The 16961-nt window shown below is 36.4% G+C and carries 13 protein-coding genes and 1 pseudogene; 8 read left to right on the top strand and 6 right to left on the bottom strand.

The window, feature by feature from the left end; genetic code table 11:
• Position 1: 1 nt before the first annotated feature.
• Entirely contained in the window at positions 2–721 is a 720-nt protein-coding gene (gene recO / locus ACFSQS_RS14830) for a DNA repair protein RecO (protein WP_388020735.1), read from the bottom strand.
• A complete protein-coding gene (gene porZ / locus ACFSQS_RS14825) occupies positions 721–3054 on the bottom strand; it encodes a type IX secretion system anionic LPS delivery protein PorZ (protein ID WP_388020732.1) in 2334 nt (777 codons plus the stop codon). The genes recO and porZ overlap by 1 nt, the downstream gene beginning before the upstream one ends.
• 160 nt (positions 3055–3214) lie before the next feature.
• On the opposite strand from porZ, the pseudogene ACFSQS_RS14820 reads away from it, so the two are divergent.
• The 3 genes and pseudogenes from ACFSQS_RS14820 to ACFSQS_RS14810 form a co-directional block, all read left to right on the top strand.
• Positions 3215–3865 (top strand): annotated as a pseudogene (locus ACFSQS_RS14820) (glycosyltransferase family 39 protein); the annotation flags it as partial.
• Positions 3866–3883: 18 nt separating this feature from the next.
• A complete protein-coding gene (locus ACFSQS_RS14815; protein ID WP_388020993.1) occupies positions 3884–4561 on the top strand; it encodes a hypothetical protein in 678 nt (225 codons plus the stop codon).
• A 48-nt stretch (positions 4562–4609) separates the two neighbouring features.
• Positions 4610–6031: an FAD-dependent oxidoreductase gene (locus ACFSQS_RS14810; RefSeq protein WP_388020729.1), complete on the top strand. Its 1422-nt coding sequence runs from the start codon at positions 4610–4612 to the stop codon at positions 6029–6031.
• Between the two features lie 98 nt (positions 6032–6129).
• Here the strand turns inward: ACFSQS_RS14810 and gdhA are convergent, their stop codons facing one another.
• A complete protein-coding gene (gene gdhA / locus ACFSQS_RS14805) occupies positions 6130–7473 on the bottom strand; it encodes an NADP-specific glutamate dehydrogenase (RefSeq protein ID WP_388020726.1) in 1344 nt (447 codons plus the stop codon).
• Between the two features lie 292 nt (positions 7474–7765).
• On the opposite strand from gdhA, the gene ACFSQS_RS14800 reads away from it, so the two are divergent.
• Complete coding sequence (locus ACFSQS_RS14800) at positions 7766–8593, top strand: THC0290_0291 family protein (protein ID WP_388020723.1); 828 nt, start codon at positions 7766–7768, stop codon at positions 8591–8593.
• A 63-nt stretch (positions 8594–8656) separates the two neighbouring features.
• On the opposite strand, the gene ACFSQS_RS14795 is transcribed toward ACFSQS_RS14800, so the two are convergent.
• A complete protein-coding gene (locus ACFSQS_RS14795; RefSeq protein ID WP_388020720.1) occupies positions 8657–9796 on the bottom strand; it encodes a cystathionine gamma-synthase in 1140 nt (379 codons plus the stop codon).
• Between the two features lie 290 nt (positions 9797–10086).
• Between ACFSQS_RS14795 and ACFSQS_RS14790 the strand changes: the two genes are divergently transcribed.
• Positions 10087–10806 (top strand): DUF3298 and DUF4163 domain-containing protein, encoded by a 720-nt coding sequence (locus ACFSQS_RS14790; RefSeq protein ID WP_388020717.1) that lies wholly within the window; start codon positions 10087–10089, stop codon positions 10804–10806.
• Here ACFSQS_RS14790 and ACFSQS_RS14785 read toward each other — a convergent pair.
• Positions 10786–11250: a DinB family protein gene (locus ACFSQS_RS14785; protein ID WP_388020714.1), complete on the bottom strand. Its 465-nt coding sequence runs from the start codon at positions 11248–11250 to the stop codon at positions 10786–10788. The two genes, ACFSQS_RS14790 and ACFSQS_RS14785, sit on opposite strands and share 21 nt — an antisense overlap.
• Positions 11251–11351: 101 nt before the next feature.
• Between ACFSQS_RS14785 and ACFSQS_RS14780 the strand changes: the two genes are divergently transcribed.
• Positions 11352–11720, top strand: a complete 369-nt coding sequence (locus tag ACFSQS_RS14780; protein ID WP_388020711.1) for an arsenate reductase family protein — start codon at positions 11352–11354, stop codon at positions 11718–11720.
• Positions 11721–11770: 50 nt separating this feature from the next.
• Here ACFSQS_RS14780 and ACFSQS_RS14775 read toward each other — a convergent pair whose 3' ends face one another.
• Complete coding sequence (locus ACFSQS_RS14775) at positions 11771–12169, bottom strand: SPOR domain-containing protein (RefSeq protein WP_388020708.1); 399 nt, start codon at positions 12167–12169, stop codon at positions 11771–11773.
• 215 nt (positions 12170–12384) lie between these two features.
• Between ACFSQS_RS14775 and ACFSQS_RS14770 the strand changes: the two genes are divergently transcribed.
• On the top strand, positions 12385–13683 hold the full coding sequence (locus tag ACFSQS_RS14770) for a c-type cytochrome (RefSeq protein ID WP_388020991.1): 1299 nt from the start codon (positions 12385–12387) through the stop codon (positions 13681–13683).
• Positions 13684–13810: 127 nt separating this feature from the next.
• Positions 13811–16927, top strand: a complete 3117-nt coding sequence (locus ACFSQS_RS14765; protein WP_388020705.1) for a TAT-variant-translocated molybdopterin oxidoreductase — start codon at positions 13811–13813, stop codon at positions 16925–16927.
• The last annotated feature ends 34 nt before the right edge of the window (positions 16928–16961 follow it).

Genomic DNA, 16961 nt, shown 5'->3' with positions numbered 1-16961 from the left:
TTTATCTAAAAACCTGATTAAATATTTGCAGTGATTTTGGGGTTTTAAAACCGCCCAAATGTAACTCAAAATAAAGCAAAATCATACTTAAAAACGATTGTCTTTGTTTGGCATTTATTTTAACTGTTGATAATCCATCAAATGTTGTGCCCAATAAGGTTTTTAAAAGTGTTAAATTTTCTCCGGAAATAGAGTATTTACCTTGTTGTTGGTTTTCGAATTTGCCGTGCAATAAATTAAAGTACGGATAGCTTGTGTTTGTTTCTTCTGGATAGAAACCCAAATATTTGGTAAGATTGAGCAAAAAAAGCAAATGGAAATTGGAGTATTCGGGCTGCGTATCAAGCCATAATAGTGCGGTTTCAATATAGCTAAATAAGGTTTGGTTCTCTTCTTCTTCGTTTAATGTATTTGCTAAAACCTCGGCCAAAAACATGGCTATGGCGCTTTTTAGAACATGGCTGTGCAAGCTGGTGTATAGTTGGTTTAACTTTACTTCTTTTATAATTTGCAAAGAGCGATTCTGTTTGTAGATAATTACCAACTGCAATTGGGTTAATAGCTGAAAGTAAGCGGCTTTAGATTGTCCTTTTTTGTTTTTTAAAACGCCTCTCAATAAAAAACCAACCACGCCCAATTGCTGGGTATAGCATTTCACGATTAAGTCGTTGTCGCGGTACTTTAATTTAGATAAGACTATGGCGTTTGTGTTAAGCAGCATTATCTAATAAGCATTAATTTTAACATTTTGGTCTCAAAGGTGTCTAAGTTTGATAGCATTACCAGGTACACCCCAGAGGCTACTACATTGTTGGCGAGGTTTTTTCCGTTCCAATAGGCGGTGCCGCCATCAATTTCAAGGTTGTAGCCACGGTATCTCTGGTTGTTTCTGGATTGGGCCTCGGCTACCAAGTTGCCCTCGATGTCGGTTATTTTTATGTTTACGTTTTCAGAAATATCTTTAATTTTTACTTTCTGTTCAACAATATTAAAAGTTGGCCTTACCGGATTTGGGTAAATGTACGCGCTTTCTAAATCTCCTAAAGGGCTTGAGCCACCAGATTGGAAAGATACCAAGCCTTTGTTTGTTGCGATATAAACAATGCCGTTAGCGCCATCTAAAGAAATATCGTTTATGGTATTAGACGGTATTGGCGAATTATCTGTTGTAAAATGGAATATGGTGTTTTGTCCGTCTGAGGAGAAATAGAATAGGCCAGAGTCTGCCGTTCCTATCCATTTGTTGTTTGATCCATCTACCTCTATGTCCCTAATGTTCTGCTCGAAAAGCAGCTCTTTTGCAATACCGCCTTCTTCAATAATTATTTCTTCGGCACGAATATTTTCTTCGGTAAAAAAGTTAGAGGTGTTGTATAATACTCTAAGCCCTCTTTCTGTACCTATCCATAATTGGTTCCTTTTGTCTAGTGCAATAGCCGTTACATTATGAGTGGGCATGTTTTCTTCTTCGGTACTAATATTTTTTATTAATGGAGCGTTTCCGTTTTCTTTAAATCCTATTAGCCCGTTCCAATACCCAGCAATCCATTTGGTGCCATCATTACCTACCGTAATTTCAGGAAAGCCTAATTCGGTCCTAAATTGCTTAAAACTGTACGATTGCCACTGGTTGTTACTTGGGTTGAATGATTTTAAGGCGTTTTCAACTTGACTTGTAAGGGTCCATAACACGCCGTTTTCATCAAAAACAGAGGCTCCAACCCTTATATCGACATAACTGGGGTTGGAAGGTAATATTAAAGACTCTAAGCTACTATTGCTTTGGTTGTACAACATAGATGGAATTGCGTTATTAACCTCTAATAGCCCGCTAAAAAACGACCCTATGAATACTTGATTGTTGTTGCTTGGGTTAATGGAAATGGTGGTTAGGCACTTTGCGTCAAAAAGATTGGTGTAGGGTATATTTGTCCAGCTTCCGTTATTAAGTTGGCTTATGCCTCTGTTGTTTAAAGGGTAGGGGTTGTAAAACAGATTGTACTCGCCAAAGGTAACCCACAATTGGTTTTCGCCAGATTGAATCGCAAAAGGTATATTTAATAACGGACCATCGGGGTGAATTTCTTCATATTCTGTTGGATTTGATATAGATGTTTTTAAAATACCAAAATGTTTTGTGCCTATGTAAATGGTTTCTGAATCTGTGATTGCTGAAGTAAACGTGGTATTAAAAGCTGTATTTACATTAGCTTGAGATATTAAATTGAAACTGCTATCGTAAATAAAAACATTGTTTTTTGTGGTTGCCAATAACCGGTTATCTGTTGCTTTAATATCTACTGGCGCATCGGGATATTGAAATACCTCGGTTAAAACATCGTTTGCCACACGATACATTCTTCTGTTGGTTCTAAGGGCATATAAGCTGTTCTCTGCTTGTTGAACGGCCAGAAAATCGCCAGTACTTAACGTTTGCCAGTTTTGATAATCGATTAAATTGGGGCTGGATAAGGGGGCTTTTTTCAAACCGTTGCCATCTAAACAGGCTGCGTAAATATAATCGCCTAAAATAGCGGTTTGGTTAACCCTTGTTTGAGTGCCCGAGTTTCCTGTAAAGTAGGTGTCTCCAAATTCCAAACGTTCAATATCAAATACAGAAATGCCATAGTTGGTAGAAACATAAACCACATTGTTATAAGCGTTAAAATGATTGATTTTTTTGCTGGTTGGCGGTATGGTGGGCTTCTCTATAATATCGACAATGGAGAGAATGTCTTCATCGTCATCAAAAGCTATTTCTATCAAGCCATTTTCATAACCAATAAGCAACAAGCCATAAACGTCGCTGTAATATAGGGTTGAAATGGTTTCTCCAGACAATCCGTTTACAGTAGTTAGCGTGCTTAACTCGTTGGTTTGCAAGTCTAAACTAAAAATGGCGTTTTCTGAAGCTGCATAAATTTTGTTGTTGCCTTTTGCAACATCTTTTATGTTGTTGTATGAGAAATGTCCTTGCCAAAGTGCCGAGAAATCTTGGGCTAAAGGCAACAAGGGGATGCAAAAAAGTATTGATACAGCAAGTTTCTTAATCATAGGTGATTTAAAAATTCAAATATATTTATATCTAACGACAAATACTTAGTATAATGTATATTATGCTTTAAAGTTAATTGATAAAAGATCTTGTTTCATTTAAAAATAAATTAGATTTGTTAATTAAGAACGAAAACTTCTGCTTTAAATTAACAATCTATTGAGCTCTTATCTGTCTTTTTTTAATTTGAATAAAAAGTTATTTGTAATTATAATATTAACACACTTTGTTTTTTTTATTATTAAAATCTCATTAGGAAATTTTTATTTAGCTGATTCATACGAGTATTACGGTTTAGCCGAAAACATAAAAAACAGCTTTGAGTTTTATTCGGGTCGTTTTGGCACTGAAATAAATTTTGAGCATTATACAAAAAGACCACCAATATATAGCTTATTCATACTCATATTTTCTTTTTTTTTAAATTCGGAAATTAGCGTTTTAATTGCCCAAAATACACTTTCAATAGTAAGTGTTTTTTTATGTGTTAAGTTGTTCAAGAAATACTACAAACAAATAAATCAAAATATTTTAGTTCTCTTTCTGTTAACCTCTGTAAGTCAGTTTATTTATTCAAACTTTCTGATGAGCGAAATCTTGTTTCAATTCTTAATCATTTTATTGTGTTACTTATTTCATCACTTAATCACTAAAAACAAGGCACATCATTTATTATGTTTTCAGATTGTAATTGTTTTGCTGTTTTTAACAAAACCTGTTTTTTATTTGTTTGTTTTACCTAACATTATTTTATGTGTTTGGTTAACCAAGTACATAAAAAAAGCATTTCTATTTTCATTAATACCACTTATTGCATGCCTATTATATATGGATTGGAATTACCAAAGAACGGGCAGTTTTGAGTTTTCCAGCATTCAAAATATAAATTTAAAAAACTGGAATTTATATTATTTTCAAACCTATAAATACGGTGAAGACTATGCTGATAAAATTAGAACGGAAATTACCCAAAAAGCCAGTAAAGAAACTACCTATGCCGAACAACAAAATGCAACTAGAGATTTATGCTTAAATTATTTAAAAAAAGATTGGTTAAGTTACATCTATATGCATTTTAAGGGTGCATTTAAAATGTTTTTAGACCCCGGAAGATTTGATATATATAATTTTTTTGAATTAGACAAACAGGTAGGAGAAGGTTTTTTAAAAGCCTATTATAAAGAAGGTTTTTCAGGAGTATTTAACTATTTAAAAGTACAGCCTCTCATAATAATAATTATTATACCTATTTTGATGTTATTCAATATATTAAAATTAATTGGGTTCGCTCTATTTTGGAAAAATAATTACAAAACAGCACCAAAAGTATTTTGGTTTATGCTTTTTATCATCGCATATATAACGGTTTTAACCGGCTTAATTGGCGCATCAAGGTTTTTAGTTTCGGTATTGCCCATTTATTTGCTTTTCGCTGTTTTGGGTTTTTCAAGAAAAAAGAAACCTTTACAGGTTTTTAAGCAGGGTTTAGTTTCCCGTTCTTTATAAACACATATATTGTATATTGGCAGCCTATTCTATTTTTAATATTTATAAATGAAAAAAGCCATTGTTATTGGTGCTGGCCCCGCAGGACTTAGTAGTGCGCACGAGTTAAGCAAAAAAGGGGTCGAGGTTATTGTATTAGAAGCCAGCAACCATGTGGGTGGCATGTCTAGGAGTTTTGATTTATGGGGGCAAACAGTAGATTTGGGGCCACATCGTTTTTTTTCTAAACAAAAAGAGGTGAATGCCTTTTTTAATGAATTGATAAAAGATGATTTTACACTTGTAAATAGGCAAACCCGAATATATTATAGTGGTAAATATTTTCAGTATCCATTAAAATTTGGCAATGTTTTAAAAAACCTATCATTAGTCACTATTTTTCAAATTCTTTGGCATTATTTGGTTAGAGTTTTTTTTCCCATTAAAAACCCAAAAAATTTAGAAGAATGGATAAGCAATAGGTTTGGAGAAAAGCTATATTCCATATTTTTTAAAAATTACAGTGAAAAACTTTGGGGAATAAAATGTACCCAAATTGATGCAGATTGGGCAGCACAAAGAATAAAAACACTTTCATTGGTTCAAGCCGTAATTTCTTCAATTTTTAATAACCAAGGGCATAAGCATAAAACATTGGTCGATCAATTTGCCTACCCCAACAATGGCACCGGCACATTATATGAACGCGCAGCTGAATCAATTAAAAAGAAAAATGGAGAAATAGCTCTTAACTCACCCGTAAAAAGAGTTTTGCTCGATAAAGGCAATAAAAAGGTTAGCGGTGTAGAATTAACCGATGGCTCTGTAATTAAAGCCGATTACGTTATTTCCACCATGCCGTTAACCAATTTGGTAAATGGTTTGGGCCATCTTCCCAAAAAGGTAAAAGAAGCCGTTAATTCGCTTTATTTTAGAAATACCATCTTGGTTTATTTTGAAGTAGATACAATAAACCTATTTACAGATAATTGGTTGTATATCCACGCTCCAGAAGTTAAATTAGGAAGGGTAACAAACTTTAGAAACTGGTGCCCAACTTTAAACAAGGATAAAAACACTGCTATTTTAGCTTTGGAGTTTTGGTGTTTTGAAAAAGACAAAATGTGGAGTGCCAACGATAATGACCTGATAAAAATGGCAAAGAAAGAACTTTCTGATATCAACCTTATGCCAAAAAAATACAAAATTATCAATTCTAAAGTTATTCGGGTTCCAAAATGTTACCCTGTTTATGAAACTGGATATATGAAAAAACTAGATATAGTCATAGATTGTTTAAAAGACGTTGAGGGTTTAATGCCTATAGGACGCTATGGGGCATTTAAGTATAATAATCAAGATCACTCTATTTTAATGGGGCTTTTAGCAGCCAATAAAATAACAAATAACAATCCAACAGATTTATGGAAGGTTAATACCGATACTGAATATCAAGAAGATGCCAATATAAAGGATGTTTTAATATATTAATTGCATGCTGTTTTAAAGCTGAAAAAATAATGTATTGAACACAAAAAAAAGCTTCTGGGATACCAGAAGCTTTTTGGTCTTTTATATTACAGTTAATTTTAAACCACACCCTGCGCCAACATAGCATCGGCTACTTTAACAAAACCTGCGATATTTGCTCCTTTAACATAATCTATATAACCGTCTTCTTCCTTGCCGTACTTAATGCAAGAATCGTGGATGTTGCACATAATTTCTTTTAATTTGTTATCAACTTCTTCTCGTGTCCATGAGAGCCTTAACGAGTTTTGGGTCATCTCTAGTCCAGAAGTTGCAACACCGCCGGCATTTGATGCTTTTCCTGGTGCGTATAATATTTTGGCTTTGTGAAAGGCACCCATAGCTCCTCTGGTTGAAGGCATGTTAGCGCCTTCGCTTACACATATACATCCGTTTTTAATTAGTGTTTCGGCATCGGCCTGGTCAAGTTCATTTTGTGTGGCGCATGGCAATGCAATATCGCAGGTAACGCCCCAAGGTGTTTTGCCTTTTACAAATTCTGCATTGGGGTATTTTTCTATATATTCTGAAATTCTGGCTCTTTTAACGTTTTTTAATTCCATCACATGGGCCAATTTTTCTGAATCTATACCGTTTGAGTCTATTATGTATCCTGAAGAATCAGACATTGTTAATACTTTAGCGCCCAGCTCTAATGCTTTTTCAACAGCGTATTGTGCCACATTTCCAGATCCGGAAACAACAACTGTTTTGTTGTTAAAGCTATCGCCTTTTGTTTCTAACATTTTTTCTGCAAAATACACCGTGCCGTAGCCGGTTGCTTCCGGACGAATTAAAGAGCCTCCCCAAGAGATCCCCTTGCCGGTTAAAACGCCAGTAAATTCGTTTCTTAGCTTTTTGTACATTCCAAATAAATAGCCTACTTCTCTAGTGCCAACACCAATATCGCCAGCAGGCACATCGGTATTGGAGCCAATGTGCCTAAACAGTTCAGTCATAAAGGCATGGCAAAAACGCATAATTTCGTCATCAGATTTGCCTTTGGGATCGAAATCCGAACCGCCTTTGCCACCGCCCATAGGCAAAGTGGTTAAAGCATTTTTAAACACTTGCTCAAAAGCCAAGAACTTAAGGATGCTGGCATTAACCGTAGGATGAAAACGCAAGCCGCCCTTGTATGGCCCAATGGCCGAATTCATCTGTACACGATAACCCCGGTTTACTTGTATCTCTCCTTGGTCGTCCATCCAGCAAACCCTGAACGAAATTAAACGCTCTGGTTCTACCATTCTAAGAAGTATGTTTTTTCCGTAATAATTCTTGTTGTTTACAATAAATGGGATTATGGATTCTGCAACCTCTTCAACGGCTTGCAGGAATTCTGGTTCGTGATTGTTTCTTTTGTTTACAAGTTCTAAAAAGTCTTCGATGATGTTTTTCATTAATAAAATTGCTTTTATTTTTATTGGAAAATTGATTTAAGGCCACTAATATACACTATCTTAAAAAAACTCTCTTCTTTTTTTTGGGGTTTTAGCCCGCTTTTTTTTTGTAATTTGCGATTGCCTTGGTTTTTAAAGGTAATTAATAATTGAAATCGCATTTTTTTGCCTTTAAAAGTTGTTTTTATTTAATTTTTTTGCAGTTTTGTTGCAAAATAGATAAATGTTTGTTTGTTAATTGCATTTTTATATATTTGTCCTGATAATGCCTCAAAAAAACAAAACCTTGTTTATGCTTAACTTGAAACATTTAGCTTTTGCTATGTGCTTGTTTGTTGTATCTCAAACAGCATATTCCCAATTAGGCTTTTCTCACGAAATAGGTGTTATAACTGGTCCAGTAGAATTTAGATCTGATTTTGGCAGTCGTGATGATGTAAAAACCAATTTTGGTAATTCTGGTTTTGGTTTTGGTATTGTACATTATATAAACTTTTCTTACAGAGCAGATTGTAACTGCTATACCACCGATACCTATTTTAACGACCATTTTAAGATTAGAAACGAAATATCTTGGAATAAAACCACTTTAAACCATCATGGAGAATGGGTAAACCCCAATAGAATTACCGTTAATGCCGATAAGCTAAGAGCGCATTCTGGAATTGCACAAAATCTTGATATTGGAACCCAGATTGAGTTTTTCCCGAGGAGCATTAGGGATTTTCAGGCGTTTGCCTTTAGGTTTGCGCCTTTTGCAAGCTTAGGTGTGCATTATACTTCTTTTAGCCCAAAAGCGAGTACAACCTATGGTAATACTGCCGACCCTAATTATAGAGGGGTTTTCGATCAGGCTAATATTTATTCGCATTGGTTTGATAATTTTGATCCTGCACTAGACCCATATCCCATTAACGTAAACGGAGGTAGTACATGGTCTATGGTTAGTAGTGTGGGTGTGCGCTATAAGCTGGACAAGTTATCTGATTTAATGCTGGATTTTAGGTTTCAATATTACTTTAGCGATTGGGTAGATGGCCTAAACCACAAACTGCAATATAACAAACACAACGATTGGCTTGTGTGGGTAAATGTTGGTTACATTTATTATTTAGATTAAACACAAATTAATTAACAAATAAAAACCCCGTAATTGAAAGCTCAGTTGTAGGTTTTTTGTTTTCTAACCTAAGGCTTGTTTTAAGTCGGCAATTAAATCATCAATATCTTCAATACCTACGCTTAGTCTAATTAACGAATCTACAACCCCTGTTTTTTCGCGTTCTTCTTTTGGTATGCTAGCGTGCGTCATGCTTGCAGGATGTCCGCAAAGCGACTCTACACCGCCTAAAGATTCTGCCAAAGTAAACACCTTTAAATTTTCAACTATTTTAATAGCCTTTTCAAAATTGTTTCCTTTAGAGGTAAACGAAATCATACCTCCAAAAGCTTTCATTTGCGATTTAGCGATTTGATGATTTGGATGCTGTTCAAACCCGGGCCAATATACCTTTTCAATTTTAGGGTGGTTTGCCAAGTACTCAGCTACAGCCTTACCGTTTTCGCAATGGCGCTGCATTCTTACGTGTAATGTTTTTATGCCTCGTAACACTAAAAAGCTATCTTGCGGCCCACAAATAGCACCACTTGCGTTTTGTATAAAATACAGCTTGTCTGCCAAATCTTTGTTTTTTACAACCAATGCGCCCATAACCACATCGCTATGTCCGCCAAGGTATTTAGTTGCCGAATGCATTACAATGTCTGCTCCCAAATTTAATGGTTGTTGTAAATAGGGCGTAGCAAAGGTATTATCTACAGCTAACAGAACCTTGTGTTTTTTAGCTAATGCAGCTACTGCTTTAATATCAATAATAGCCATCATGGGGTTTGTTGGTGTTTCAACCCAAATAAGTTTTGTATTGGTGTTAATGTACCCTTCAATGTTTTTGGCATTTTCCATGCCTATAAAATGAAATTTAATGCCAAAACCCTTAAATATTTTTGTAAATAACCTAAACGAACCACCGTACAAATCGTTAGTAGAAACCACTTCGTCTCCAGGTTTTAAAAGTTTTATAACGGCATCAATTGCTGCAAGGCCAGAGCCAAAGGCAAGTCCGTAGTTACCGTTTTCAATACTAGCAAAAGCGTTTTCCAGGGCGTTTCTAGTTGGGTTGTGCGATCTGGAATATTCGAAGCCCTTATGCCCGCCAGGGGTAGTTTGGGCGTAGGTTGTTGTTTGGTAAATAGGCGGCATAACTGCACCGTAAGCCAAATCGTGCTTTTGCCCGCCGTGTATAACCTTTGTGTTAAATTTCATGCTTTGTTCTCTTTTGTACAAAAGTAGCTTTTATTTGGCCCATAAAAATAATTGTTTCTATCAAATTTTATAACCACTTTTATTAAGTTTATAAGTTTAAAACTCTCTGGCTTGCACTGTTTTTTGCCTTTTTGTGCCTATAGTTATGGGCAATAATGCATCTTGGGCTTGCCCCGAACAATTTTTATTGTTGGCATCTCTATTTCTACTAAAGCTTTTATAAACTATTTAAAATAGCTTTTTCAATTCAAATGCAATAATTACCTTTAGCACAAGTTTATAATTTACTTATGTTAAAAAAGAGATACCTTTTAATTGCGTGTTTTTTTTGGATGCTTTTTAGCTGTGAGAATGATGTGTTAATTACCTTTTCAGAAACAAATATCACTTCAGAAAACAACCGTATTGTTGATGTTAATATTCCTTTGGCAAGCCAAAATACAAGTGCTGCAAAATCTATAAATTCAGCTATCGAGGGCTATGTTATTAAAACGCTTCAAATTAGAGAGCCTAATGTAGCCAATTTAGAATCTGTTAAAGGAAGCATTGATAGTTTTAATAACGAATATACTGATTTTATTGCCCAATTCCCTGAAAGCGCACATAGCTGGGAGGCTCAAATAGATGGCGAGGTTATTTTTAAAACACCAGATATTATATGTGTTTCGTTAACGTCTTATACTAATACTGGCGGCGCTCATGGGGTGTTGAATATTTCCTTTTTAAATTTTGAAGCGGCAACCGGAAAATTAATAGATACGCCTAAATTATTCATAGATATTGAAGGTTTTAAAGCTATTGCCAAAAAACATTTTGAAGCTTCAGTAAAAGACAAAGATCTTCTTTTTAGCAGCGATAATTTTCAGCTTCCAAAAAATATAGGATACAGTGACGATGGTATTATTTTGCTTTACAACACATACGAAATTGCACCACACTCAGCTGGTATTATAGAATTTAGTATTCCTTTTGAAGACGCCAAATCTTACCTAGTTTTTAATAGCTTTTAAGAGCGCCAAAATATAACCGTAATGAATGCCCTCGTGGGTAAGTATAAACTGCAGCGCCTCATCAATAGTGTTTAAAGTGTTTCCGGTTGTAGAAACGGTATAGGCATTATAGTTTTTAAAAACGCCATTGTAGTAATCGGTTTTTGTGTTTTTCAGTGCAGAAAGCAATAAGCCTTTTATCTGGTTTGCTTCCTGTTGGGTTACAGGGCCTTCGGGTTTGGTTCCTTTTTTGTATTTGTCAATCATTTCGTCTGAAACCATAGAAGGCAGGCCCGATAGCCTGTAGGCCAACAATTGCTCTGAAACCACGATGTGGGCGATGTTCCAAATAACATTGTTGTTAAAGCCTTTAGGTACTGTGTTCAAATCTTTCAACGAAGTATTGTCTATTATTTCAGACAAAATAGTTCGTGTATTGTTTAAAACCCGAAAAGTAAAATCCATGAATATTTATTTTTTCGATAAATATAGTATTTATGCTATAATTGGTTTAATTTGTTGTTGGAATTCTTTAGATTCATGCCAACCAAAAAATTAAATTCAATATGAAAAAAGTGTACTATTTAAAAACCTGTAGCACCTGTGTTAGAATTTTAAAAGCATTGGATTTGCCCTCGGATTTTGTTTTGCAAGATGTTAAATCCGAAGCGATAACGGTTAAGCAGTTAGAGCAAATGAAAGCGCTTTCAGGAAGCTACGAAGCGCTTTTTAGCAAACGCGCTAAACTTTACAAGGAGATGGGTTTAAAAAACCAAAATCTTGAAGAGCGCGATTATAAGCATTACATCTTAGAACACTACACTTTTTTAAGTCGGCCGGTTATTATTGTAGAAAATGCTATTTTTATTGGAAATTCAAAAAAGGTAACAGAAGCCCTTAAAGCTATGTTGCACAAAAAAGGGCTAAAAACCTAAAATATATAAAAGCAAAGCGTTGTTTCTTAACAATTGATTAATGGGTTTTTTTAGCTGTTTTCCTTTTTCGGCTTGAAGATAAACGCAGAAGGAAAGTTTTTTTTAATTCTTTTTAAAGCCCTATCGGCTTCTAAACGTGTTCTAAAATTTCCTGCCCATATTTTAAAGTTCGGCGTATCAAAAACAATTTTAGAATACCAGTTGGCATAAATAGAGCCAAATTCTTTTTGTGCGGCCAATGCACTGGCCCTGTTTCCGCTGTGTATCTGTATTTTATAGCGGTCAGATATTTTTTCGTCTTTATTAAGCTCTTTTTTTAGAGCTAACAGTTTAGAGATATTTTTATCTTGGTTTATAACAACATGTCCTTCTTGGGCAAAGCAATTAGCTGTTGTAAATATAAAAAAAACTATGACAAATGTTAGTAAATTGAGATTTGTGGTTTTCATAAGTTTAGAAATTTATGCAAATGTATAAGTTATAAACTAAAACAGGACGCTTTTTGTTATTTAGAATCCCTCTAAATTGATAATTAACACTTCTGTAACATTTATAAAATCGACTTTTAATATTACTTTTGTTAGAGATTTTTTTAACTGTTTCTTTTCTGTATTTTTAAATGAAAAAATCATACCAAAGTTTAGAAGTTAATTCAACCAAAAATATGATACAGGTAATTTACCGCAAACTCACCACAAATAGTCTTCGTTTTGGGTTCATTATTTTACTAGCATTCACAAATTCTCTTTCGGCTCAAGAAGGCGATCCAGTAAAAGGAAAATCCTTATTTAACACCAATTGTGCGGCTTGCCATAGTTTAGACAAAAAAATGACAGGGCCAGCGCTACGCAACTTCGAGCAACGATTGGCCAACGAAGAAGGCTTGGATAGAGATTGGATATACGCTTGGATTAAAAACAGCGCGGGCTTGATTAAAGCCGGCGATGCTTATGCCAACAAGATTTACAACGAATACAATGGCGAGCCAATGACAGCGTTTCCGCAATTATCTGATAAGGATTTAGACGATATACTCGCTTACACGGCCCAAGAAAAGAAAGCGCCCGTAGTAACAGAAACAGCAGTGGCCGCCGAAGAAGCCGCCGGAGGTGCCAGAGGCATTTCAAACCAAATAATATTGGGGGCCTTGGCTATTTTGTTTGCTTTATTGGCCATGGGCTTGTATTTAGTAAACAAAACTTTGCGCAGGTTTGCTGCAGCAAAAAATATTGATTTTGAAGACCAAGCTAACCGAACTCCTTTATGGAAGGCTTTTGTGCAAAATCAGTTTTTAATGCTAGTTGTGGCCATATTCTTTTTGTTGGCCAGTGCCTATTTTGCATTTGGTTATTTTATGCAAATTGGTATAGACCAGGGTTACGAGCCCGTGCAGCCTATCCATTACTCGCACAAAATACATGCAGGCGATAATGGTATCGATTGTAAATATTGCCACTCATCGGCAAGAACTTCAAAACATTCTGGAATTCCTTCCTTAAATGTTTGTATGAACTGCCATAAATCCATCTACGAAGTGGCTCCAGAAACACAAGCTGAAGGCCTGAAAATAGGGGTAGATTACAATGCCGAAATTAAAAAGTTATATGCCGCAGTAGGTTGGGATGATGAAGAGCAAGAATACACAGGAGAAACCCAACCTGTTAAGTGGGTGCGTATTCATAATTTACCGGATTTTGTGTATTTTAACCATGCACAGCACGTTACGGTTGCAGGTATCGAGTGCCAAACTTGCCATGGGCCAGTAGAAGAAATGGAAGTTATGTACCAACACGCCCCATTAACCATGGGCTGGTGTATAGATTGCCACAGAACATCAAATGTTAAGGTTGAGGATAATGCCTATTACGAGAAAATACACAAAGAGCTTTCAAAAAAATACGGCGTAGATAAATTAACACCTGCCCAAATGGGAGGATTGGAATGTGGTAAGTGCCATTATTAATTTAAATTTTTTCCGCTCAGTTACCGAGCCAAATCAAAATACATGCGGAAAACTTTAAATAGTTAGTATTGATTTCCGCGAAAGCGAAAAAAGTAAAAATAAATAAGAAGTAATTCAATTATACAATATGTCATCAAACAAGAAATACTGGAAAAGTGTTGAAGAGCTAAACGAAAACAGCTCTATTGTTGAGACGCTAAAGCAAAACGAGTTTGTTGAAGAAATTCCAACAGATGAATTTTTAGGCGATAAAAGCACCTTAGAAGCAACCTCAACAACACGTCGCGATTTCTTAAAATATGTTGGTTTTAGTACTGCTGCGGCATCTCTTGCTGCCTGCGAAGGGCCTGTTGTTAAATCTATTCCTTACGTAGTACAACCCACCGAAATTATTCCTGGTGTTGCCAATTATTATGCAACAACCATTGCCGACGGTTTCGATTTTGCAAGTGTTTTGGTAAAAACACGCGAGGGGCGCCCCATAAAAATTGAAAACAATACCCTAGCAACTACTAATGGTAGCGCTAATGCCAGGGTTAACGCATCGGTTTTAGGATTGTACGACAGTTTAAGAATTCAAGCACCCGTTCATGGCGATAGCTATATTGACTGGAGTGATCTTGATAATGGTGTTAAGAGCGGTTTAGAAGCTGCAAAAGCTTCTGGGAAAGACATTGTATTATTAACACAAACATTTGCAAGCCCTTCAACTAATAAGTTAATTGCAGAATTTACTGAAAAATACGGTAATGTACGCCATGTAATTTACGATGCCGTTTCAGAATCTACCGCACTAGATGCTTACCAAGCCAGATACGGCGAACGCGGATTGGCAAATTACGATTTCTCTAAAGCGATGACCATTGTTTCTGTGGGAGCCGATTTCTTAGGCGATTGGCAAGGGGGCGGATTTGATTCGGGCTACTCTAAAAATAGAGTGCCAAATAAAGGTAAAATGTCGCGCCATATCCAGTTTGAATCTAACATGTCTTTAACCGGAGCCAATGCCGATAAGCGCGTGCCCCTAACACCAAGCCAGCAAAAAACGGCTTTAGCTAAATTATATAGTTTAATTTCAGGGCAATCTGTTGCCGCAACAGATTTGCCAACACCTATCGAAGAGGCAGTTAGCAATGCAGCAGCTCAACTAAAAAAGGCAGGAAGCAACGGTGTTGTAGTTACCGGAATTCAAGATGTAAACGCTCAAACCGTAGCTTTAGAAATTAATGAGGCCTTAAACAGTAAGGCTTTCGATGCTAAAACACCCATAAAAACAAGACAAGGTAACGATAAGGCAGTCGCTAAATTAGTTGCCGATATGAATGCGGGAACTATTGGCGCCTTAATTATGAGTGGTGTTAACCCCATATACACCTTACCCAATGCTTCAGAGTTTGCCGAAGGATTAGAAAAAGTTGATTTATCAGTAACTTTTTCTATGAAAGCAGACGAAACATCAACACTTACAGATTATATCGCAGCAGCACCGCATTATCTAGAATCTTGGGGCGATGTCGAATTAAAGAAAGGACATTATGCTTTAACGCAACCAACCATACGTCCTTTGTTTGATACCAGACAATTTCAGGACGCTTTGTTAAAATGGATAGGAAACGATAAGTCTTATCACGATTATATAAAAGACGCTTGGGGAACAACTATTTTAGCAGGAAGTTCTTTTAATAAAGCATTACACGATGGGGTTTATGTTGGAACCCTTGCAACAGATACCGCAAACACTTCCGAATCTGTTGAAGCTGAAGAGGTAGAAATCCCTTCAGGAAATGCAGCAAGAGCCTTAGCAGCATCTGTACAAACCGATTCAGAATTCGAATTAACCCTATATACCAAAGTAGGGATGGGTGATGGCCAACAGGCCAATAACCCATGGTTACAAGAATTCCCGGACCCATTAACCAGAACTTCTTGGGACAACTACTTAACCATGTCTAAAGCCGATGCCGATGCGTTGGGGATTGTTAATACACACGATGCCACCGGAGGATTAAACGGAAGTTATGCCAATATTTCGGCAAACGGCACAACTATTAAAGCCCCAGTAATAATACAGCCAGGGCAAGCAAAAGGCTCTGTTGGTTTAGCCTTTGGCTACGGAAAAACATTGGGTTTAAAAGAAGAAATGCAAACCGGTGTTAACGCCTATGCATTGTATAATAACTTTAATAATGTGCAGCCAGTTACTATTGAAGCTGCTAGTGGAGAGCACGAGTTTGCTTCGGTACAGCTACACAATACGCTAATGGGTCGTGGCGATATTATAAAAGAAACCACATTAGAAATATTTAATACCTACGACAAAGAAGATAAAGAACACGGTTGGAATGTAGTTCCAAAAGTATCTTTAAATCACAAAGAAACACCGGTAACATCTCCCGAGGTGGATTTGTGGGACGAGTTCGATCGTTCTATTGGGCATCATTTTAACCTATCCATCGATTTAAATGCCTGTACGGGCTGTGGCGCCTGCGTTATAGCATGCCATGCAGAAAACAATGTGCCCGTTGTAGGAAAAGAAGAAGTGCGCCGAAGCCGCGATATGCACTGGTTGCGCATAGATAGGTATTATTCATCTGAAGAAACCTTTACAAAAGATATTGATAAAAAAGAAAACATATCGGGCTTGGGCAGCTCTTTGAGTGAGTTTGGAGAAATGGAAAATCCAGCCGGAAACCCACAAGTTGTTTTTCAACCCGTAATGTGTCAGCACTGTAACCACGCCCCTTGCGAAACCGTTTGCCCTGTAGCAGCAACATCGCATGGTCGCCAAGGCCAAAACCACATGGCATACAACCGTTGCGTGGGTACCAGATACTGTGCAAACAACTGTCCGTACAAAGTGCGTCGTTTTAACTGGTTTTTATATTCAAGTAACGATGAGTTCGATTATCATATGAACGATGATTTAGGGCGCATGGTGTTAAACCCGGATGTGGTTGTGCGTTCTCGTGGTGTTATGGAAAAATGTTCAATGTGTATTCAAATGACACAAAAAACCATTATGGACGCCAAACGTGAAGGTCGCGAAATAAAAGACGGCGAATTCCAAACCGCTTGTTCCTCGGCCTGTAGCAATGGCGCTATGGTATTTGGCGATATTAACGATAAAGACAGTAAAGTTGCAAAACTTAAAGAAGATAACCGTATGTATCACTTGTTAGAGTATGTGGGCACCAAGCCTAATGTACAGTACCAAACAAAAGTGAGAAATACAACCGAAGCATAAATCTTAGTAAAAAGTGGAATTGTTATAAAGTTGA

The sequence above is a fragment of the Gelatiniphilus marinus genome, from assembly GCF_042684345.1.
Classification (GTDB): Bacteria; Bacteroidota; Bacteroidia; order Flavobacteriales; family Flavobacteriaceae; genus Gelatiniphilus; species Gelatiniphilus marinus.
This window is presented reverse-complemented; position numbering and strand designations above follow the sequence as displayed.